The organism is Chryseobacterium sp. CH21 (assembly GCF_004119445.1).
GTDB lineage: Bacteria > Bacteroidota > Bacteroidia > Flavobacteriales > Weeksellaceae > Chryseobacterium.
Genome location: NZ_QICI01000082.1, coordinates 57,615 through 76,577, shown reverse-complemented (window position 1 = coordinate 76,577; position 18,963 = coordinate 57,615). Strand labels below are relative to the sequence as shown.

The following is an 18,963-nucleotide window of genomic DNA, read 5'->3' as shown; positions in this document are numbered from 1 at the left end:
ATTTATTATTGCTCATTACTCATTACCTATTACTTATATTCTAATCTGAATTCAAGAGTCCTCCGGCAAATTTTGTGAAAAACTCGGATCTGTATACTTCTCCAAGAGGAATTTCTGAGTCATCAATGTATATATTATGATTATCAAATGAATCTATATAGTTCATATTCACAACGTAGGATTTACTTACTCTGATAAAGGTTTCACCAGATATCTTCTGATGAATGGTTTTTAAATTCATTGCCGTGATCAGCTTCTGCTGCTTTGTGTGAATCACCACATAGTCTTTAAGCCCTTCTATAAACTTAATATCTGAAAAGCTGATCTTATAAAACCTTCGCTCTGCTTTGATGAATAAAAAGTCTGCTGTATTAGATTCTACCGTATTTTTCACGGTATCTTTAGACAATAGTTCGGTGTAAAGTATTGCTTTTTCGATTGCTTTCTCCAGTCTTTGGGGATCTATAGGTTTCAGGAGATAATCAACAGCTTCCAGTTCATAGCTTTTCAATGCATATTGAGAATAGGCAGTGGTAAAAATAATCAGGGATTTTTTGGGAAGCATTTCTGCAAATTCAAGACCTGTCACCATGGGCATTTCTATATCAAGGAAAATAAGGTCCACATCATTATCTTTAAGAAACTCTAAAGCTGAAGGTGCATTGGAAAATTCCCCAAGGATACCCATACTTGAAATTTCAGCGATCAGCGATCTCATTTCGGATCTTGCCAAAGGTTCATCATCTATTATTATACAATTCATCAAACGGGAATTTTTAAATTTACACTATATTCTTTATCATCGGATTCTATCTTCAGATCAAATGTATCACTGTAGAGAAGCTCAAGCCTTCTTGTAATATTGGCCAGCCCGAGTCCGCTGCTTTTTTTATCTGAAACACTATAATCCACACTCCTTGAATTCACGCACACAAAATAAAGCTGTTTATTCTCGATATTGATTTCTATTTTCACATAAGATTCTTTTCCACTGAGATCTACACTGTGTTTCACAGCATTTTCTACAAAAGTGGTAAAAAGATTGGGTGGAATAAAAGTACTGTTAACGATTCTTTTATCAACCTCTGTATGAATATCAAAAGAGAAATTATCACGTCTTATCTTTTCAAGATTTAAAAAGTTGGACAGAAAATCAATTTCTGAAGTCAGTAACGTTTTTTCTTCACTGTTTTCATAAAGCTGATATCTGAGAAACTCGGAAAGCTTTACAATCACCACCGAAGCTTTGGCAGGATCTGTTCTGATGAGCGCTTTTACATTATTCAGCATATTAAACAGAAAATGTGGATTGATCTGATTTCTCAGTTCATTAAGCTCCATACTCATCGTAAGATTGCTCAGCTCATTGATCCTTTTATTATCACTAATCCATTTCTGCAGAAGTTTTATGGTTGTTGTGGTCAGAATAATGGGAATACACATCAGCACACCTTCATAGATGCCTCCTCTCTCATTATCTTTGGGAATATATTGTGTCCTAAAATCTTCAAAAAGATGTCTGAAACTATATCCAATGAAATTGAGCCCCATGATTCCCATCAGAACAAGCAAGGCGAGATAAGTAACATATTTTGTTTTAAAGAAAAACCGTGGAACCAATACATATATATTAATGTAAACCATGGCAATCAGGACCGTATAAACAAAGAATAAAACATAATACTGATAGATCCCTGCATACCAATGCCAAAACCTCGCACTGTAGATTAAGAAGAAAAAGAAAATCAGGAACAGCAGATGTCTTCGGAATCCATACTTCGCTTCCACCAAAAAATCCATTACAAAGGTTTCTTCAAATTTCCACGGACTGTATTTCATGTGATAGACTCATTTAAGGGTTAACAAAAATAGACAATAACGTAAATTACAACTATTTTATTATACAAAACCTGCATTTTTTTATACCAATGAACAGCTTCCCGGATTTTGTATAAAATACCAGCCGTTTCGTATAAAAACAAATTCATGCGCTGCTTTTCTCTATTCCTTTGTACGGTAAAATGAACCCATATGGAATTAACCGCTTTTCACGAACTGACTCAGGAAATATCACTAGAATGTTTTTTTATGACAGAATCTCAACAGGAAGAAAAAGTAATACAGCTCATAGATTTACATCATTTCGTAGAATGTTTTGATCCAAAAATGAAAATTCTCAGCTACCTGCATCATCCTATTAATATTGTGGAACAGGGCGGAGATAAAAAAGGAATTCTGTTTTGTGATCTTAAGCATTCCGCGGTACCTGACAGCAATGCTTCTGAGGAGTTCAGAAGAAGATACAGCCTTTCAGAACTCTGGTTTGTTTTTGTAGAAGAAACTTTTGTGGCGGATACTTCCAGCTATACGGATACTATTATTGAAAACAGTCTGGATATCTTCTATGACAAGATTTTCACATTCAGTTTTTTCCAATCTGTAATTCAATCTTTAAAATAAACTGCCCATGAAAACATTGAGAAGAATGCTTGTACCACTGGCAATCCTCCCTTTTAAAAACATTATTTATGCTCAGAAAAAGGACAGCATTCCGTTGAAAGTACGTGCTTTTTTTGCTGATAAAATTCCGCAATCACGAAATTTCAATCTTGAATATACATTCGTTACCCCATCTTCTTTCTCTTCACAACTTCAGGGAAAGGAGCTGCCGGATAACAAGATGAAAAGTTTTCAGCAAGTGAAAGCGGATGCCAATATTTACTTTATCAAGAACAGAAGCTGGCTTTTGAGTACAGCTCTGAGCTACCGCTACACTTCCATCGGAAATGAAAATTCTGTCATCCCCGGAATTGAAAGTGAAGAAAACTTCCATTATCATTCGGAAGCCATCAACCTTAGCTATTTTTCAAGATTATTTAAAAAGACCGCCATATATTCTGCAAGTATTTCTACAGATGGAAGTGATCAGCATTTTGAACGCATCAGAGGATTGGTTACAGCTTCATTGATTTTAAAAGCAACTCCAAAAACAAAAATGAGTCTCGGGTTGGCTGGTATTATTGACCCAAGTGCCCAAATTCCTCTGCTGCCTGTCTTCACGTATGAAAACAGGTTCAATAACGGATGGGTACTGGATATCCTGCTTCCGAAAAAAGTATTGGTAAGAAAAGATATTGCTGCAAACGGAAGGTTATCTTTAGGAACGGAGATGGATAATACTTCTTTTTATACGTACCGAAATAATAATACGTATGAATTCCGGCAGGTTGCTCTCAATTCAGGGGCAATCTATGAGCACAATCTTGGGGGAAATTTCATCGGAACTTTTAAAACAGGGCTCAGAGCCAATATTAATTCCAGGGCATTTAACAAGCAGGAATCCTTTAATGATTATATATGGAAAGGAACTTACAAACCTTCAGTTTATTTCAATGTCGGTATTTCCTATAACCCTTTTGAAAGACGAAAAATAAAATAAGATCACTCGGTCATTCAATTTTAAAGTTTTCTAACTCATTATCAGGATCTGAAAGAAAATATTAAAAAAAAATTAAAATTTCTACCTATTGGGATTTAACCATTCATCCAAAATACAATCAAAACTTCAGAAAACACAAATTAAGAGTATTCTCATTCATGAAAAATCTTATTACCACTTATGCGAATGGTTTATGAAAATGATTTCGGGATTTTCCTCTAAGAATAGAATAAAATTGAATATGGCAGTACCTAAACAGATATTTCAGACTTTTATCACTAAAAAACTTCCTCTGATTACGCGTTATCATATCTGGAATATGAAAAGAAAGAATCCGGAATACAAGTATTATTTTTATGATGATCAGGATATAGAAAAGTTTCTCACGGAAGAATTTCCGCCCCAATATATTGAAACGTATCGTAAACTGAGAATCGGTGCTTCAAAAGCAGATTTTTTCAGATATGCTGTTTTATATAAGAAAGGAGGTGTATATCTGGATATCGACAGTAGTATTACCAAACCATTCAGACAATTGATTAAGGATAATGATGAAGCTGTGATCAGTGTAGAAAGACACGAAAATCTGTACGTTCAATGGGCACTTATATTCAATAAAAATCATCCTTTTCTTAAGAAAACATTAGAGCTGATGATGGATAATATAAACACCCACCGTTATCCACATAATATACATGCTACTACAGGTCCTACCGTATTCAGTAATGGAATAAGAGAATCATTAGAGGAAAATCCGACAATTCCCTTTACATTATTTAGCGGCATTGAGTTCCGCGGCTATTTAAAGTTCAAATATAAACTGGGAAAGTTTTTCTTATACAAAACAAGATCTCAGCATTGGAAACAGATGCAAAAGCATGAGGAGATTATTTTTTAATGCGTTCCCATTTTTGAAAATACATTAATAATAATCACTCCAAGAACAATCAGAACAATACCAATAATCGCAGACAGATCAGGAACCTGTTTGAATGCTATTACCCCAATCATCGTTATAAAGACAATGCCTACTCCCGACCAGATAGCGTAGGTAATGCCTACCGGAATCTGGCGAAGCGTAAGACTCAGAAAATAAAATGCACAGGCATATCCTATAACGGTTACTACAGACGGCCATAGTTTGGAGAATTCTTCAGATTTCTTGAGGAAAGTGGTAGCGATGATCTCAAATAGGATAGCCAAAGCAAGAAAAATGTAACTGCGTCCCATAAATTTATTCTTTATACAAAAGTAACGAAAGCACATCGGTACTTCCAAAAAGGAAGTGAATATGATCATCTCATTATTCTCAAGAATCCAGATACTCCTATCCTTTCTGATACTTTTTGAAAAAGCCGATTTTTTATCCTCAATAATTTAATTTTACAATATGCAGGTGCTTAAATTGCTTTAAGCATCTTATTTTCAATTACATTGATTATTTAAACGAGTAAAAAAACAAGTCAGTATATCAACTTAATTTTCTGCCATGACATAAAATCAATATTTCTCCATGTCATGAAATGTGACAGGTGACAAAAATTCCGAGGGAAAAATCAGGATGAAAAATAAGTTTTCTTAACATAAAAATCCATTTCAGGCGAAAATTAAAGTTCACAAAATACACTTTACACCACTATTATGCTAAGCATTATTTATTATTTGTTTTATCAAGTCCAATATAGAAGTCAGGAAACGGTTACCGTTTTAATAAAATTTTACAGAGAGAACAATAAAAGTATTAATAAATTTTCAATAATGCATTAATTTAATGTAAACAAAATTTCACCAACAAATGAACACAAACCACCGTAATACACTGACATACATCATAAATATTTACTTTGGCACATGATTTGAAAGTAGTAATATTGCAATTGAAAGATTGATAAAAAAAGTCAAATAATTAAAAATAATACAAAATGGTAACTTATATCGGTATCTTAACAGGTTTAGTGGTAATCACTTCATATTTCGCAACAGTAAGAAGAGAAAGAAACTAATTTTAAAATAAAACAAGCCTATAGAATATCTATACTAATTATATTGTTTTATGTTTTTAGTCTGAGAGATCAGATTGCTCTTTTACCATCGGGTAAAAGGGCCCAAAAACATAAGCAGAAAGATCTTAGTTTCATAACAAATTTTAATATCCAAATGAGAAAAGCCGGTCGCAAGTCTGGCTTTTCTTTTTTTATTGAACTTTTTCCCGGCAGAGTTTTTTTGACCACAGATCCCGCAGATTTTCACAGATTATCAATACCAACTTTCTCCCATCATCCATCATCCATCATCCATCATTTATCATTTATAATTAGTTTTACGTTGGACCATGCGTTTATTATCATTCAGGATTTCTTCCGGCATTCAATAAAGCTTTATCTTTGCTTATTCAATAATCCTTTTAAACGTCATTATGAATCTGTACAACCTCATTATTCAGGATAAAGAACAGGTAAGCCTTAACGAGGTGTTTCTCAATACAAACAACAGGGATCAGCTTGTACAGCTTATCAAGGAACATAACTACATCAAAGAACTGCAGGAATACGGTCTTCCGGTTAATAATAAGATTTTGCTCCAGGGAAGTTCAGGATGTGGAAAAACAATGACCGCAAAAGCTATTGCTAACGCTTTAGGAAAAAACATTATGATCCTGGATCTGAGCAATATTGTTTCATCACGAATCGGCGAAACATCTCAAAACATCAAAATGATCTTTGATAAAGCAGGACGTGAAAGATCTGTCCTTTTTCTTGATGAATTGGATCAGATCGGAAAAGCAAGAGGAAGTGATGATAAAGATGTAGGCGAAATGAGAAGACTGGTTAATACTCTGATTCAACTGATTGATTATTATCCTGAACACGCACTTTTGCTTTGCGCCACCAATCATCCTGAGATTATTGATACAGCCATTTTAAGACGTTTCCAGTTGAAAATCAATTACGAAATGCCTTCTGACGAAACTCTGGATACGTTTTACGATCAATTGCTGGCAAAGTTTCCTGAAGAGATGAGAACAGTTGAAAGAAAATATTCTATTTCTTTTGCCGAAGCTAAAGATTATGCTTTAACGGCTGTAAAGGCAGCTTTAATTAACAAACTGGAAGCTAAGGAAATCATTCCATCATGAAAGAAGATATTCTCCACAACCTCACGATCATCCAAGAAAGGATAAAAAATGCCTGTGTAAAGTCCGGAAGGAATACTGATGAAGTGAAGCTATTACTGGCAACAAAAACCGTTTCTGCAGAACGAATCAAAATCGCACTGGACTACGGACAGACCTTAATTGCTGAGAACAAAGTCCAGGAATTGAAGGAGAAATATGAAGATCTGATAAAGATTCCTCATGAAAATCATTTTATCGGCCATCTTCAAACCAACAAAATCAAAGACATTCTAAAGTATAATGTTTCATGCATCCAGTCTCTGGATCGACTGGATCTGGCTGAGAAACTTCATCAAAGGCTTTTAGCTGAAAATAAAACGATAGATGTTTTAATTCAGGTGAATACTTCCAATGAAGAAAGTAAATTTGGAGTTGATCCCAATGAAGCCATTGAACTTATCAAAAAGGTTTCCCACTACTCTACTTTGAAGATAAAAGGCTTAATGACGATTGGTTTATTCAGTGCCGAAACCGAGAGAGTAAGAGCATGCTTTAAAATCATGAAAAACCTTCAGCAAGACATTATCCACGAAAATATTCCCAACGTAACAATGACAGAGCTTTCTATGGGCATGAGTGGCGATCTGGAAACAGCCATTGAAGAAGGCGCTACGATTGTACGGGTTGGGACAGCTGTTTTTGGAGCGAGAATCTATCCGGATAGTTATTATTGGGATGAAGGAAAAGCTTAAATTGCCTGCCAAAGCATCCTACATAAAAATCAAATTCACAGGCTCATTATAAAACTTTCCATAGTCTATAAATCCGGTATACTTTTTGATGTAAACATTTCATAACCAAATAAATGCATTTATGAATAAAAAATTACTATCGGCATGTCTCTTCATGACATTATTATTCTTTTTTTCATGTGAAAAAGAAAACCCACAGATAAAAAGTGGAATTTCAATTGAAACTATTTCAATTATTACCTGCGTTACAATGGGCTTGGCAATTTTGCTGGCTTATACCGTTAAAAGAAGATAACAAACCAGAATTTAAATACTAAGGCACCTCTTAATTTTTGGGAGGTGGTTTTTTGTTATTTATTTCAAATAAATGATGAAAATTTCATTAAAATCTAATAAATTGTCTTATTCTTATTTATAATCCAATGAAAACACCTCTATTATCAATTCTTTCTTTCATGGCTCTTAGCTGTACCCAAAAGAATGAAAAAAAATTCGGGCAGGTTTCAGATTATCCGGCAATTAAGGATTCAGCGTTGTTTATCAGAAATCTTAGGCAGACCTTTGATCTTGTTATTCATGAAAGTCCGGAACAACAGGAAGGTGAAAAAATAACGGCATTCAAAAAGGTAAAAATAAATGGTTCTGATCAGGATTATTATTTTATTGAATATGACTGGAAAACGGGACCCACTTCAGGATATCCCTGGAAAAACCAAATAATACTAACTTCCGACGGAAAGCTGGTTAAAACTTTGTTTGCTCAACGATATGAATTTATAAAGATCTTCCCCAAACAAAATCCTTTTTTACTGGCGACATTAGTAACAGGCCATGGAAACGGAGGTCATGAAATTTACAAAATAACGGCAGACTCTTTAGTAAATATCTATGATGGAAATGTAAAAACTTATGATACTGATGAGGACAACAAAGTTTATGAACCTCATGAATTACAATTAAAAATAAAAGATGATAATAATGATGGATTCAATGACATTGCTTTCACGGGAAAACTCGTATTGATCCAAGGGCGAACACCGGATGGATTCTGGTATGATAATACAACAATAGATGGCAGGAAAATCAATTATTCTGTTGACAATCCTTACAAAAAAATTCCTGTAGAATATATTTTTTTATGATCAAAAAACGGGACATTTTAAGCCAAAAGGAGATTATAGAGAGAAATACAAATCATTTGATTAGTAGTGTAATATTGATTTTACGCAGCTTGAGATTGCTTCGCTTTGCTCGCAATGACTATGAATAAAACAAAAATCCCTCTCATTACTGAAAGGGATTTTTTATATCTAAAAACTAAGAATTACATATAAGCTTCAATAGGCTCACAAGTACATACTAAGTTTCTATCTCCGTATGCTTCATCTACTCTTGATACAGAAGCGAAGAATTTGTGGTCTCTTACCCACTCTAACGGATAGGCTGCCTTTTCTCTGCTGTATGGTTTATCCCAAGAATCAGAGATTACCAGTTGTTCTGTGTGAGGAGCGTTTTTCAATACGTTGTTTGCAGCATCTGCTTCTCCATTAGCAATTTCATCAATTTCTTTTTTGATAGAAATCAATGCTTCTGCAAAACGATCAATTTCAGACTTACTTTCAGATTCTGTAGGCTCAATCATCAATGTACCTGCAACCGGGAAAGAAACCGTAGGAGCATGGAAACCATAATCCATTAATCTCTTCGCCACATCAGCCACTTCAATTCCTAAAGATTTGAACTGACGGAAATCTACGATACATTCGTGAGCTACTCTTCCGTTTTCGTTTGAATATAAGATTGGGAAATGCTCTGCTAAAATTTCTTTCAGGTAATTAGCATTCATGATAGCGTGTCCTGTAGCCTTTTTAAGACCTTCTGTTCCTAACATTTTAATATAAGAATAAGAAATGTTTAGGATCAATCCTGAACCGTAAGGTGCTGCAGAAATACCTTCAATAGCTTCTTTAGATCCGATTCTGATATTCGCGTTAGAAGGAAGGAAAGGGACTAAGTGTTTAGCAACACAGATTGGACCTACTCCAGGACCTCCTCCTCCGTGAGGAATTGCGAAAGTTTTGTGAAGGTTAAGGTGACAAACGTCAGCTCCGATGTTTCCAGGACTTGTAAATCCTACCTGAGCGTTCATGTTAGCCCCATCCATATATACTTGTCCTCCGTGTTCGTGGATAAGGTTGGTAATTTCTTTGATATTAGCATCAAAGAATCCGTAAGTTGAAGGATAAGTGATCATTACAGCAGATAAGTTTGCTGAATGAAGTTCTGTTTTAGCTTTAAGATCTTCGAAGTCGATTTCCCCGTTTTCAAGGTTTTTCACCACTACGATTTTCATTCCTGCCATTGCAGCAGAAGCCGGGTTTGTTCCGTGTGCAGACTGAGGAATCAATACTACATTTCTGTGGTGGTCTCCTCTTGAAATATGGTATTCTCTGATCACCATTAATCCTGCATACTCTCCCTGTGCTCCTGAGTTTGGCTGAAGAGAAGTTCCTGCAAAACCTGTAATTTCTGCCAAGTCTTTCTCTAATTCACGGATCATTTCCTGATATCCTTCAGCCTGATTAACAGGTACAAATGGGTGAACTGCACCCCAGTTTTCCCATGAAAGCGGTAACATTTGAGTTGCTGCGTTCAGTTTCATCGTACAAGATCCTAAAGAAATCATTGAATGAGTCAATGATAAATCTTTTCTCTCAAGACGCTTGATGTAACGCATCAATTCTGTTTCCGTATGGTATTTGTTGAATACAGACTCTGTAAGAATTTCGTCTTTTCTTAAGTTTTCTTCTGGAATACTGTACCCTTCTTTGATTTCTAATTTGAAAGTCTGCTTGTCTTTAAACTGAGCAAAAGAAGCCATTAGATAATTTAATTTCTCTAATGTTGTGCTTTCGTTGATCGCAATACTTACTACGCCTTCTGTGAAATAGTTTAAGTTTAGCCTGTGATCAAGCATCAATCTTACTAATCTTGCTTTCTCTTCTTCAGGCATAGTCATCTTTACCGTATCGAAGATAGGTTCTTCTACTACCTGATAACCTAATGCCTTAAGACCGTTTTTCAAAGCGTTTGCTTTAAAGTGGATCTGATCTGCGATATAATTTAATCCTTTTGGACCGTGATAAACGGCATACATACCCGCCATTACTGCCAATAGAACCTGAGCTGTACAGATGTTTGAAGTAGCTTTTTCTCTTTTGATGTGCTGCTCTCTTGTCTGTAATGCCATTCTTAATGCACGTCTTCCGTACATATCCTGAGAAACCCCGATGATTCTTCCCGGAATATCTCTTTTATAATCTTCTCTACAAGCAAAGAAAGCTGCGTGAGGACCTCCATACCCTAATGGAATACCAAACCTTTGGGTAGTACCTACCGCACAGTCAGCACCCATTTCCGCTGGAGACTTTAGCTTCACCAAAGCCATCGGATCACAAGCAACGGCAACCTGAAGATCAAGTTTTTTGTATTCTACAATATCTTCAGTATAATCCAGAACGATTCCGTTTTTACCAGGATATTGTAATAAAACTCCATAATAAGAACCATCAAACTGGTGTGCTTTATGATCTCCTACTATGATTTCAATTTCTAATCCTTCAGCTTTTGTTTTTAAAACAGAAACTGTTTGAGGAAGTACAAGGTCTGAAATAAAGAATTTATTAGCTCCTGCTTTTTTCTGATCCTTTGTTCTGTTATTGAAGAACATGTGCATTGCTTCAGCTGCAGCAGTAGACTCATCCAAAAGTGATGCATTGGCTAACGCAAAACCTGTAAGATCACATACTACAGTCTGGAAGTTAAGAAGAGCTTCAAGTCTACCCTGTGCAATTTCTGCCTGATATGGTGTATAAGCAGTATACCAACTAGGGTTTTCAAAAATATTTCTTTGGATTGCTGAAGGCAAAAGCGTATTATGGTATCCAAAACCAATATAACTCGTATAATCAGTATTTTTTGATGCCAATTCTTTTGAATGGTTCAACATTTCGTATTCAGAAAGTGGTTCCGAGATCTCAAGATCTTTCTCTAAACGGATAGAAGATGGGATGGTTTGAGAAATTAACTCTTCGATACTAGAAACGCCAAGTTTTTCCAACATCGCCTGCTTATCGGCTTCATTAAGGGAAATGTGACGGCTCACAAACTGTTCTGTATTCATTTTTATTTATTAGATTTTGTTTGTAAAAAAGATTCGTAAAATTACGATTTTTTAAGCGATTTCACAACATAGAAAAAAGGGAGACATTTTCTTAAAAATTCTTAAAATTCCGGAATAAAGTCTTTTTAAATGTTAAAAAATAAATTTTATTATTTCACTGTTTAATGAATTTAATTTCAGAAAAATTAGTTTTTAAAGAATATTCATTTTATTTTCTATCTATTTTTTCACCTTCCATCTTCTAAATACCCTTTAAAAAGATTAAATTTTTCACTTAAGCCATTTCAAGCAGCATTTGTACATTCGTATAAACAATCACGATAAGGTGAGAAAAGCTTATCATACACTATGAAAATTTTTAAAATTAATCACTGATCAATTCAATTTCCCATGAGAACATAATTTATATATCACGTCAATAGATGACACAGATGATGAGAAAAAAAATGAGCAGGCATATTATGCCCGCACGGATTACTATTGTTTTGATTTTATTACAGACAAAGGCAAATGCCCAAATGGCTATCGCGAATACTGAACCAGATGCTTCCGGAAGAAAATGGTCTGCTTATTTAAAAGGATTTGTACAAACTGATGTTATGTTGAATTTTCAGGAAATTGGAGCTAAAGATGGGATCGTTGCTCCTTCGATTGCACTTCCGCAGCACAATTCAATGTCCAGTTATTTCAGTGTAAGACAATCCCAAATGGGACTAGGTCTTAAGCAGACTGACAAAATGGTGGGTCACCGGTTTCTGCTTATGTAGAAATTGATTTATACGGATCTAACGGAACGACTTCTCCAAGATTAAGACATGCCTATGTTCAATGGAAAAAATGGTTAACAGGCCAAACCTGGAGTAATTTTAGTGATGGAGAAATTTTCCCTAATATATTAGATTTTAATGGTGCTAATGGTGCAATGCTCAATCGGTCTATTCAAGTACGTTACACCGAAAAGCTTTCTGATAAAGAAACTTTATCTTTCTCGCTGGAGGATCCGGGTAAGATAAACATGATTATCCCTACAACCCGTCCTGAATGGAAGAGAAAGAGCCTTATCCCGATTGTCACAGGGATGTACAGATATGGAAATACCAGAAATTATTTTAAAATAGGAGGAACTTTATCCCCTGTTAATTATGAAAATCAGGAAAATAGCTATACGAAGATGGGATTTGGAGGAATAGTTTCTTTCAGAAAATATATATCGAACCTTGATGATTTCAGATTTCAGGTTTCTTATGGAAAAGGAATTGCAAGAAATAACATTGTTTTGAGCGGAGAAGGTTATGACGCTGTCTTTGATCCGCAGCGCAATACAGCAGAAACTTTAAGCCTTTTCAATATAGCAGGAATCTATGAGCACTGGTGGTCTCCTAAATGGAGCTCAGTGGTATATTACAGCTATTCACAGGTCGGGTCCAATCCTTCAGTTACAAATAGTTTGATGAAGCATTTTCAGAATGCAGCTATCAATCTTATTTATCAACCTTATAAAAATCTGAGAATGGGTGTGGAGGGGAATTATGCAACGACTGAAAATTTCGAAGGGATAAAAAGTGATGCATTCAGAATACAATTCTCAACTTCATTTTCATTTAAATAAAGCCCCTATTGCAGGCTAATTTTCAGGTCTGCAATTTTTTATGAAATTTTATTAATTATATTTATTCTAAATTAATATATTTGCAGCATGAATATGATTGTCCCATTTAAAGTTCCGCCTTTGGCGCCTTACTCATTCAATAACGAAGAGATGTTCTGTGAAAAGAAGTCTTGCTGCAAAAAGTTCAAGAAAGGAAAAAGATGTAAAAAGTGCCCTGGAAGAAAGAAAATGGCATAATCAGCTGAAATTTCTGATCAGCATATAAATAGCAATTGCTATAATGATAATACCCCAGATCAGCATCATTATTTTAGGCTGACCTGTTTTATTGATTCTTGTTCTCGGTTGTGGTTTAAACATTTCTTCTACTGAATTTTTGAACTTTTCAGAATCATTTTCAAAAACTTCTGTAATGGTTATTCCCTGAACTACGGTTTTGTGCAAAAGTGAATTGGTCACATGAAGCAGAAGCTGGAATTTTCCGTCTTTAAATTCTGTGATTTTAAAGATTCTCTCCCCATAAGGCTTTTCTAATCCGAAAGGCAATACCTTCACCACATCGGCATTACTCGTCTGCCAGTTGATGATAATCTCCTCCCCTTTTTTCGCATGAATTTTGTTTGCTGTAAAAGTTTTGATTGCAGGCGGAATATTATATCTGAAACTTCGCTGATGATTTTCAAGATTTTGATCATAAGCACGTCTTCTGACAGAGTCACTCAAGGTTTCATAAGCTTCCTGAATCTCACGGAATCGGTCTGCAAAAAATCATCATTGTCGTTTTTATCGGGATGATATTTTAAAGACAGTTTCCGATACGCTTTTTTGACGTCTTCTTCAGAAGCATCCTGGGATATACCGAGAAAATAGTAGTAATCTTTCATTGAGCATGACAAAAATAAGGATTTATTTTTCTTTGTGTTTGATATTTCTAACAAAAGTTTTTTTGAAAAATAGGGTTTAAAAAGTCATTTCGAATCAAAGGTGAAGCAATCTCGATATGATTTATAAAACCGCTATTTGGAAAACGCAAGGGCGCTAAAGTTTTTTTCAAACTGTATATTTTTAAGGCGCAAGGATTTTATCTCCAATAAAATTGTACTTCTCAACAAATACTGCGAATTGAATGAGTTCAACAGTACCTTTGTCATTCCGAGCATAACGAGGAATCTCAACTTTAATTTCTGCCCGCAGATTTCACGGATTACGCAGATCATTTCGCAGCAACTTCAATCATAAGAACTAAACGGTAATAGTCCAACCAGCATCTATTCACTGGAAATCCAATCCTTCGTGGGAGCAATCCAATCGTTAAGCGCTTTAAATAGAAAACCGTGATGTAAACCTGTGTTAAGCTCTATCTCTTTAAAATCTTTAATGTTGGATCTGATCAACCTCTGTTCCTTTGATAAAAGCACATGTCCCTCATCCGACTTCTCTGTAATGGAAAGAATTCTCCCGTACAGCTTAAAGTTTTTATCTTTTTCCAAAGAATCATCTTTAAAACTGGCTCCGATAAACACAAATTTCAATTGTGAATTTTTCTCATAAAAAGATACATATTGTGCAATATATCCTCCCTGAGATGTTCCCACAATGGTAATCCTTCCAGCCGGAATTCCTTTTTTCATGAGGCTGTCAATCTGCTTCTTCACCTTTTTAGCATACACCGATGGATCTGGATCTGATTTTCTTTTCTCTGAAATAACAATGGTATTTTTATTTCTTAGTTTATTAAGAATTGCTTCATATTCTGCTACTCCATATTTTGGATGCTTTTCTTCAAATGAATGGTCTTCCAAGAATTTATTATGCAAAAAGAAAATATACTGTTTTTGCTCCGACTTCTGGCCAAACATCATCATCGAGAAAAAAGAAAATACTACAGCGAAAATATTCTTAAACTTCATCATAACCGGAAATAGCTTTAAGTAATAAAGAAACAAATGTAGTGTAAAAAACATTTTTAATACCTTTTTTAAACAAAAAATTCCGGCGCGGGAAGCTTTGCTTCCCGCGCCGGAATGTAACAATTTCAATTTAGTTTTTACTTTTCTTATGCTTCGCAGGTATTATCCTTTTTGCAGCATCTTGAATGGAATTCTTTTTTGAATTTCCCTTTCAGCTCCTGATAGTCTTCATCATTCATTTCTCTGATCTTATCTGCCAGTCCGAAAGGTGACTTTTCTTTGATTCCATATTCATCAAAAATACCTTTGATAAATCTTTTTCTTTGTATTGCTTTTTTAGCGATTAAGGCTACACCTACTACGGCTAGTGCTCCAAGAGCTCCTTTTAATGCTGAATTTTTCATTTTTTCAAAATTTTAAATTTTACTACTTCTTGTTTTTTATAGAGACGAATGAATTTCAATTTTACTTTACTACTTCTTAAAATTTTCAAACTATTCGTTATTTCTGTTGAAGAATCCACCTGAACATTTATTTCTCCATACTTCTTTGAATTTCTCTCTTTCTTCAGGCGACCAGCTTTCCATTTTTTCTCTCATTTTTCTTTCCTTGAAGTCTTTCATTCCTTTACCGAAATGAAAACCTCCAAAAAGAATCTTGCTTAGGATCAGTATTCCCATTGCCTGCCAGAAACTAATGGTTTTTACTCCTAAAATCTCCGGAAGAAGGCAATTCCAAAGCAGCATTACAATCCATGTAACTGCGGCTAAAATTAATGGCGGACATAACAATAAAAAAATCCAACCCTTTTTGTGTTTATGATTCATAATTTCTTTTTCTAACTTTTTAAATCTTCGTATAGCTTTCTCAGCCTGTTTCTCAAGTGCTTCACAGCATAGTTTTTTCTACTGATGATGGTTTTGATGTTTTCTCCCTGTTCATCGGCGATCTCCTGGAGTGTTTTGTCGTTGAGTTCATTTTCTACGTACACCAGCCTTTGTTTCTCGGGAAGTTCATCAAGTGCTTCAAACAGTTTTTTCCAGATCTCATCCTGAAACATTTTCACTTCAGGGCCTGCACTCTCATCCAGCAAAAGAATATCCTTGATAGAAAAACTGCCGTCTTCATCTTCATACACAAAATCTTCAAGATTCTCTGTTTTCTTTTTACGATAACGGTCTGTGATTTTATTCGCCGTTACTCTGTACAACCACCCACCAACATTTACGATCTCCGAAATATTCGTGAGGCTACTGAACTGATACCACACTTCCTGAAGAATATCTTCCGCATCCTCCGTATTTTTTACTTTCGGACGGATATAAGACATCAGCTTCCCTCCGTAGTTGGAAACGGTCTGCGAGATAATACTTTCTTTCTCTTTCTGTGGCATTGTTATTTTTTCGACAACCTCCATATTGCTATGACGGCTGAACTTTTGGTTTTACTTTAATAAATTTAAAATATTTTTCTTACAATTCAATTTTTCTTTTATTCATCAATGTTTTATTCATCAAGTTACCAGCACATTGCCTATAGATTATTTTTCCGGGAGCTTTTTCCCGCTATCCGCTCATACTCCTCACCCCCAACCATCCCATACTCTTACCTTCCCACTCTTCCACTCATGTTCCGGGGTAACCGCTTCTATCGGGGCTAAGAATATCAATAATAAATGATGAAGACCTTTTTATCCATTCTCAATTTCTAACTTTATTTGAGATTCCTACGAAATGACACAATTGTAATGATAGTTTATCCATACAGCTTGTCACTCCATAGAAATCTACCCCCCCAGCTATTCATAATAACAAAAAAGGAGCGGAAGACCTAAGTCTTCCGCTCCAAATATTATCTAATTAATAGTTTATTTATTAAAATTTTCTGCAAAGAATCCTAGCATCGACTTGTAAAGTTCAATTCTGTTCGGTTCTTTTCCAAATCCGTGTCCTTCATCATATTTTACCAGATAAGGTACTTCAAAACCTTTAGCACGCATTGCTTTTACAATCTGATCAGATTCATTGATATTTACTCTTGGGTCATTAGCTCCCTGTACTACAAATAATGGTTTCCTGATCTTATCAATCTGGAACACCGGAGAAACTTCTTTAGCAATCTTAGCTTCTTCAGGGTTGTCAAGATCATACCATATTTGTTTTACCATTTCTTTGTACGGCTTCCAATACTCCGGGAAGGAATCGAAAAAGGTAAAAATATTAGATACTCCTACATAGTCTACACCGCAGGTATACAGATCCGGAGTTTTGATCAATCCCATCAATGTCGCATACCCTCCGTGGCTTCCTCCATAAATGGCTACTTTATCTTTATCTACCCAACCTTGTTCAATGGCATATTTTACCCCATCTTCCACATCATCCATCGCTTTTCTTCCGATTTGTTTATAACCCGCTTTCTGGAATGATTTTCCGTATCCTCCAGAAATTCTGAAGTTAACCTGAAGCGTAGCATATCCTCTGCTTGCAAACAGCTGTGTTTCCGGATTGAATCCCCAACTATCTCTGATTCCCTGAGGGCCGCCATGAGGGTTTACAATTAAAGGAACTTTTTTGCCTTCCAGCGCTGCTTTAGGCAATGTGATATATCCGTGGATGGTAAGCCCGTCTCTGCTTTTAAATTCGATAGGTCTCATTTCAGCCATATCTTCTTCTTTCAGCTGAGGCATCAGGTTATAAAGAAGTTTAGTCTGCTTGGTTTTTGTATCATATTCATAATAGGTTCCATACAGCTTATCACTTCCTACGACAACGAGAAGTTTATCATTATTATCATCAGAAGAAACAATTCCAAATTCTTTATCTCCAAACTGAGCTTTTAATTTATCATCTATTTCCTTATAAAATTTACTTACCGGAACGGTTTCTCCTTTAACCCCTTCATAGCTAATGAAATCAAGTTCATAATTTCTGTTTTTACCGGCTGTACTTACAGAGCTTACATCATATACAGGATTGGAATACACTTCTTTAATCACCGCATTTTTTTTCAGATCATACAATACCACTCTCGCTTTGTCACTATCCAGATTGGTTACCACATAGGCTTCATCCTTATTTTTAGAATTCTCATTAAATTCGATAATTCCAAAGGTATCAGACCAGTCTGCAGATTTGATCAGGTTGAATTTTCCTGTCTGCAAGTCTTTATAATATGTTTTTGTAGTCAGTCCGTTTTCAAGAATGCTGTATCCTCTCAAAGTCCCGTCTTTATCGAAAATATAATCATCAATAGGGCTATTGACATCTTTATTTTCATATAACTGGGTCATTTCCCCGGTAATAAAATTGATTTTAAAAGGTTCGAAGATCTGTTTATTATTTTTATTGAGGGTAACGACAACAAAGTCTGTATCTTTTATGGGAATAATTGACTGGACTTTTACGCCGTCAAATGGTGTTAAATCCTTCTGGTTTCCACCATCTATATCTGTAGCATACAAATGTATATTCTCGTTTCCACCTCTATCCTGTGTATAGAAAAGACGTTTTTTATTCAGCCAGCCGTAGTTTCTGACAAGGTCATCTTTTTCTACGATGGCTTTATTAATTTTTCCTGTTGCCAGGTCTTTTACATATACATGATTCTTTTTATCCTGATCTTTTTCTTTATAGGAAAGATATTTCCCATCAGGAGAGATTTTAAAAGCTGAAGCTTTTGGTCTTGCAAAATAATCTTCCACTTTGTATTTAAAGTTTCCTTTATCATAGGAAATAAGCTTCTCAAGACTGGCTTTGGAAGATGGTAAGGTAGGATCTCCCGGCAGTTTGGCAGTAGAACTCTGTGCGTTGGTCATAATGGTAGAGAGTACAATAAGGGCTGTACCGAAAATGTTGTGATTTAGGTTCATAACTTCTGTTTTTAAGGTTAAAATTATATAGGCATTTATATAATAAGACATACAATACCCTAAAACGTTACAATATTTTATCAA

General features: G+C 35.2%; 19 protein-coding genes. 8 read left to right on the top strand and 11 right to left on the bottom strand.

The features are described from left to right. Positions 1–40: 40 nt before the first annotated feature. Both BOQ62_RS17255 and BOQ62_RS17250 read right to left on the bottom strand, forming a co-directional pair. The gene (locus BOQ62_RS17255; RefSeq protein WP_129041434.1) at positions 41–763 is read right to left on the bottom strand and encodes a LytR/AlgR family response regulator transcription factor; all 723 of its coding nucleotides are present in this window, start codon (positions 761–763) and stop codon (positions 41–43) included. Then, positions 763–1,839, bottom strand: coding sequence for a sensor histidine kinase (locus BOQ62_RS17250; protein WP_129041432.1), 1,077 nt, complete (start codon positions 1,837–1,839; stop codon positions 763–765). Before BOQ62_RS17250 ends, BOQ62_RS17255 begins: the two co-directional genes overlap by 1 nt. 192 nt (positions 1,840–2,031) lie before the next feature. Here BOQ62_RS17250 and BOQ62_RS17245 point away from each other — a divergent pair, with 192 nt between their 5' ends. The 3 genes from BOQ62_RS17245 to BOQ62_RS17235 all read left to right on the top strand — a co-directional run bounded on the left by BOQ62_RS17245 (position 2,032) and on the right by BOQ62_RS17235 (position 4,337). Next, positions 2,032–2,460: a hypothetical protein gene (locus BOQ62_RS17245; RefSeq protein ID WP_129041430.1), complete on the top strand. Its 429-nt coding sequence runs from the start codon at positions 2,032–2,034 to the stop codon at positions 2,458–2,460. A 7-nt stretch (positions 2,461–2,467) separates the two neighbouring features. Further along, positions 2,468–3,439, top strand: coding sequence for a hypothetical protein (locus BOQ62_RS17240; protein ID WP_129041428.1), 972 nt, complete (start codon positions 2,468–2,470; stop codon positions 3,437–3,439). Between the two features lie 241 nt (positions 3,440–3,680). Next, positions 3,681–4,337 carry a glycosyltransferase family 32 protein gene (locus BOQ62_RS17235; protein WP_129041426.1) on the top strand — a complete coding sequence of 219 codons (657 nt, stop codon included), beginning with the start codon at positions 3,681–3,683 and terminating at the stop codon, positions 4,335–4,337. Here BOQ62_RS17235 and BOQ62_RS17230 read toward each other — a convergent pair. Beyond that, positions 4,334–4,669, bottom strand: a complete 336-nt coding sequence (locus tag BOQ62_RS17230; RefSeq protein WP_129041424.1) for a DMT family transporter — start codon at positions 4,667–4,669, stop codon at positions 4,334–4,336. The two genes, BOQ62_RS17235 and BOQ62_RS17230, sit on opposite strands and share 4 nt — an antisense overlap. A gap of 1,186 nt (positions 4,670–5,855) precedes the next feature. Here BOQ62_RS17230 and BOQ62_RS17225 point away from each other — a divergent pair. The 3 genes from BOQ62_RS17225 (at position 5,856) to BOQ62_RS17215 (ending at position 8,448) form a co-directional block, all read left to right on the top strand. Next, the gene (locus tag BOQ62_RS17225; protein WP_129041423.1) at positions 5,856–6,575 is read left to right on the top strand and encodes an AAA family ATPase; all 720 of its coding nucleotides are present in this window, start codon (positions 5,856–5,858) and stop codon (positions 6,573–6,575) included. After that, positions 6,572–7,306 (top strand): YggS family pyridoxal phosphate-dependent enzyme, encoded by a 735-nt coding sequence (locus tag BOQ62_RS17220; RefSeq protein WP_129041421.1) that lies wholly within the window; start codon positions 6,572–6,574, stop codon positions 7,304–7,306. The genes BOQ62_RS17225 and BOQ62_RS17220 overlap by 4 nt, the downstream gene beginning before the upstream one ends. Positions 7,307–7,728: 422 nt before the next feature. Further along, positions 7,729–8,448, top strand: a complete 720-nt coding sequence (locus BOQ62_RS17215; protein WP_129041419.1) for a hypothetical protein — start codon at positions 7,729–7,731, stop codon at positions 8,446–8,448. A gap of 182 nt (positions 8,449–8,630) precedes the next feature. Here BOQ62_RS17215 and gcvP read toward each other — a convergent pair whose 3' ends face one another. Continuing rightward, entirely contained in the window at positions 8,631–11,489 is a 2,859-nt protein-coding gene (gcvP, locus tag BOQ62_RS17210; RefSeq protein WP_129041417.1) for an aminomethyl-transferring glycine dehydrogenase, read from the bottom strand. 446 nt (positions 11,490–11,935) lie between these two features. Between gcvP and BOQ62_RS17205 the strand changes: the two genes are divergently transcribed. Next, a complete protein-coding gene (locus BOQ62_RS17205; protein ID WP_129041415.1) occupies positions 11,936–12,256 on the top strand; it encodes a hypothetical protein in 321 nt (106 codons plus the stop codon). A 2-nt stretch (positions 12,257–12,258) separates the two neighbouring features. After that, positions 12,259–13,098: a DcaP family trimeric outer membrane transporter gene (locus BOQ62_RS17200; protein ID WP_228414282.1), complete on the top strand. Its 840-nt coding sequence runs from the start codon at positions 12,259–12,261 to the stop codon at positions 13,096–13,098. Positions 13,099–13,335: 237 nt separating this feature from the next. Here the strand turns inward: BOQ62_RS17200 and BOQ62_RS17195 are convergent, their stop codons facing one another. The 7 genes from BOQ62_RS17195 to BOQ62_RS17170 form a co-directional block, all read right to left on the bottom strand. Further along, positions 13,336–13,821 carry a molecular chaperone DnaJ gene (locus BOQ62_RS17195; protein WP_410494218.1) on the bottom strand — a complete coding sequence of 162 codons (486 nt, stop codon included), beginning with the start codon at positions 13,819–13,821 and terminating at the stop codon, positions 13,336–13,338. Beyond that, positions 13,818–13,982, bottom strand: a complete 165-nt coding sequence (locus tag BOQ62_RS24325) for a DnaJ domain-containing protein (RefSeq protein WP_410494216.1) — start codon at positions 13,980–13,982, stop codon at positions 13,818–13,820. Before BOQ62_RS24325 ends, BOQ62_RS17195 begins: the two co-directional genes overlap by 4 nt. Before the next feature lie 384 nt (positions 13,983–14,366). Continuing rightward, the gene (locus BOQ62_RS17190; RefSeq protein ID WP_164976779.1) at positions 14,367–15,011 is read right to left on the bottom strand and encodes an alpha/beta hydrolase; all 645 of its coding nucleotides are present in this window, start codon (positions 15,009–15,011) and stop codon (positions 14,367–14,369) included. A gap of 143 nt (positions 15,012–15,154) precedes the next feature. Further along, on the bottom strand, positions 15,155–15,412 hold the full coding sequence (locus BOQ62_RS17185) for a hypothetical protein (RefSeq protein ID WP_047385468.1): 258 nt from the start codon (positions 15,410–15,412) through the stop codon (positions 15,155–15,157). 90 nt (positions 15,413–15,502) lie between these two features. Further along, complete coding sequence (locus BOQ62_RS17180; RefSeq protein WP_129041409.1) at positions 15,503–15,835, bottom strand: hypothetical protein; 333 nt, start codon at positions 15,833–15,835, stop codon at positions 15,503–15,505. An 11-nt stretch (positions 15,836–15,846) separates the two neighbouring features. After that, positions 15,847–16,401 (bottom strand): RNA polymerase sigma factor, encoded by a 555-nt coding sequence (locus tag BOQ62_RS17175; protein ID WP_174774444.1) that lies wholly within the window; start codon positions 16,399–16,401, stop codon positions 15,847–15,849. A gap of 474 nt (positions 16,402–16,875) precedes the next feature. Continuing rightward, positions 16,876–18,879 carry an alpha/beta hydrolase family protein gene (locus BOQ62_RS17170; RefSeq protein WP_129041407.1) on the bottom strand — a complete coding sequence of 668 codons (2,004 nt, stop codon included), beginning with the start codon at positions 18,877–18,879 and terminating at the stop codon, positions 16,876–16,878. Between the last annotated feature and the right edge of the window lie 84 nt (positions 18,880–18,963).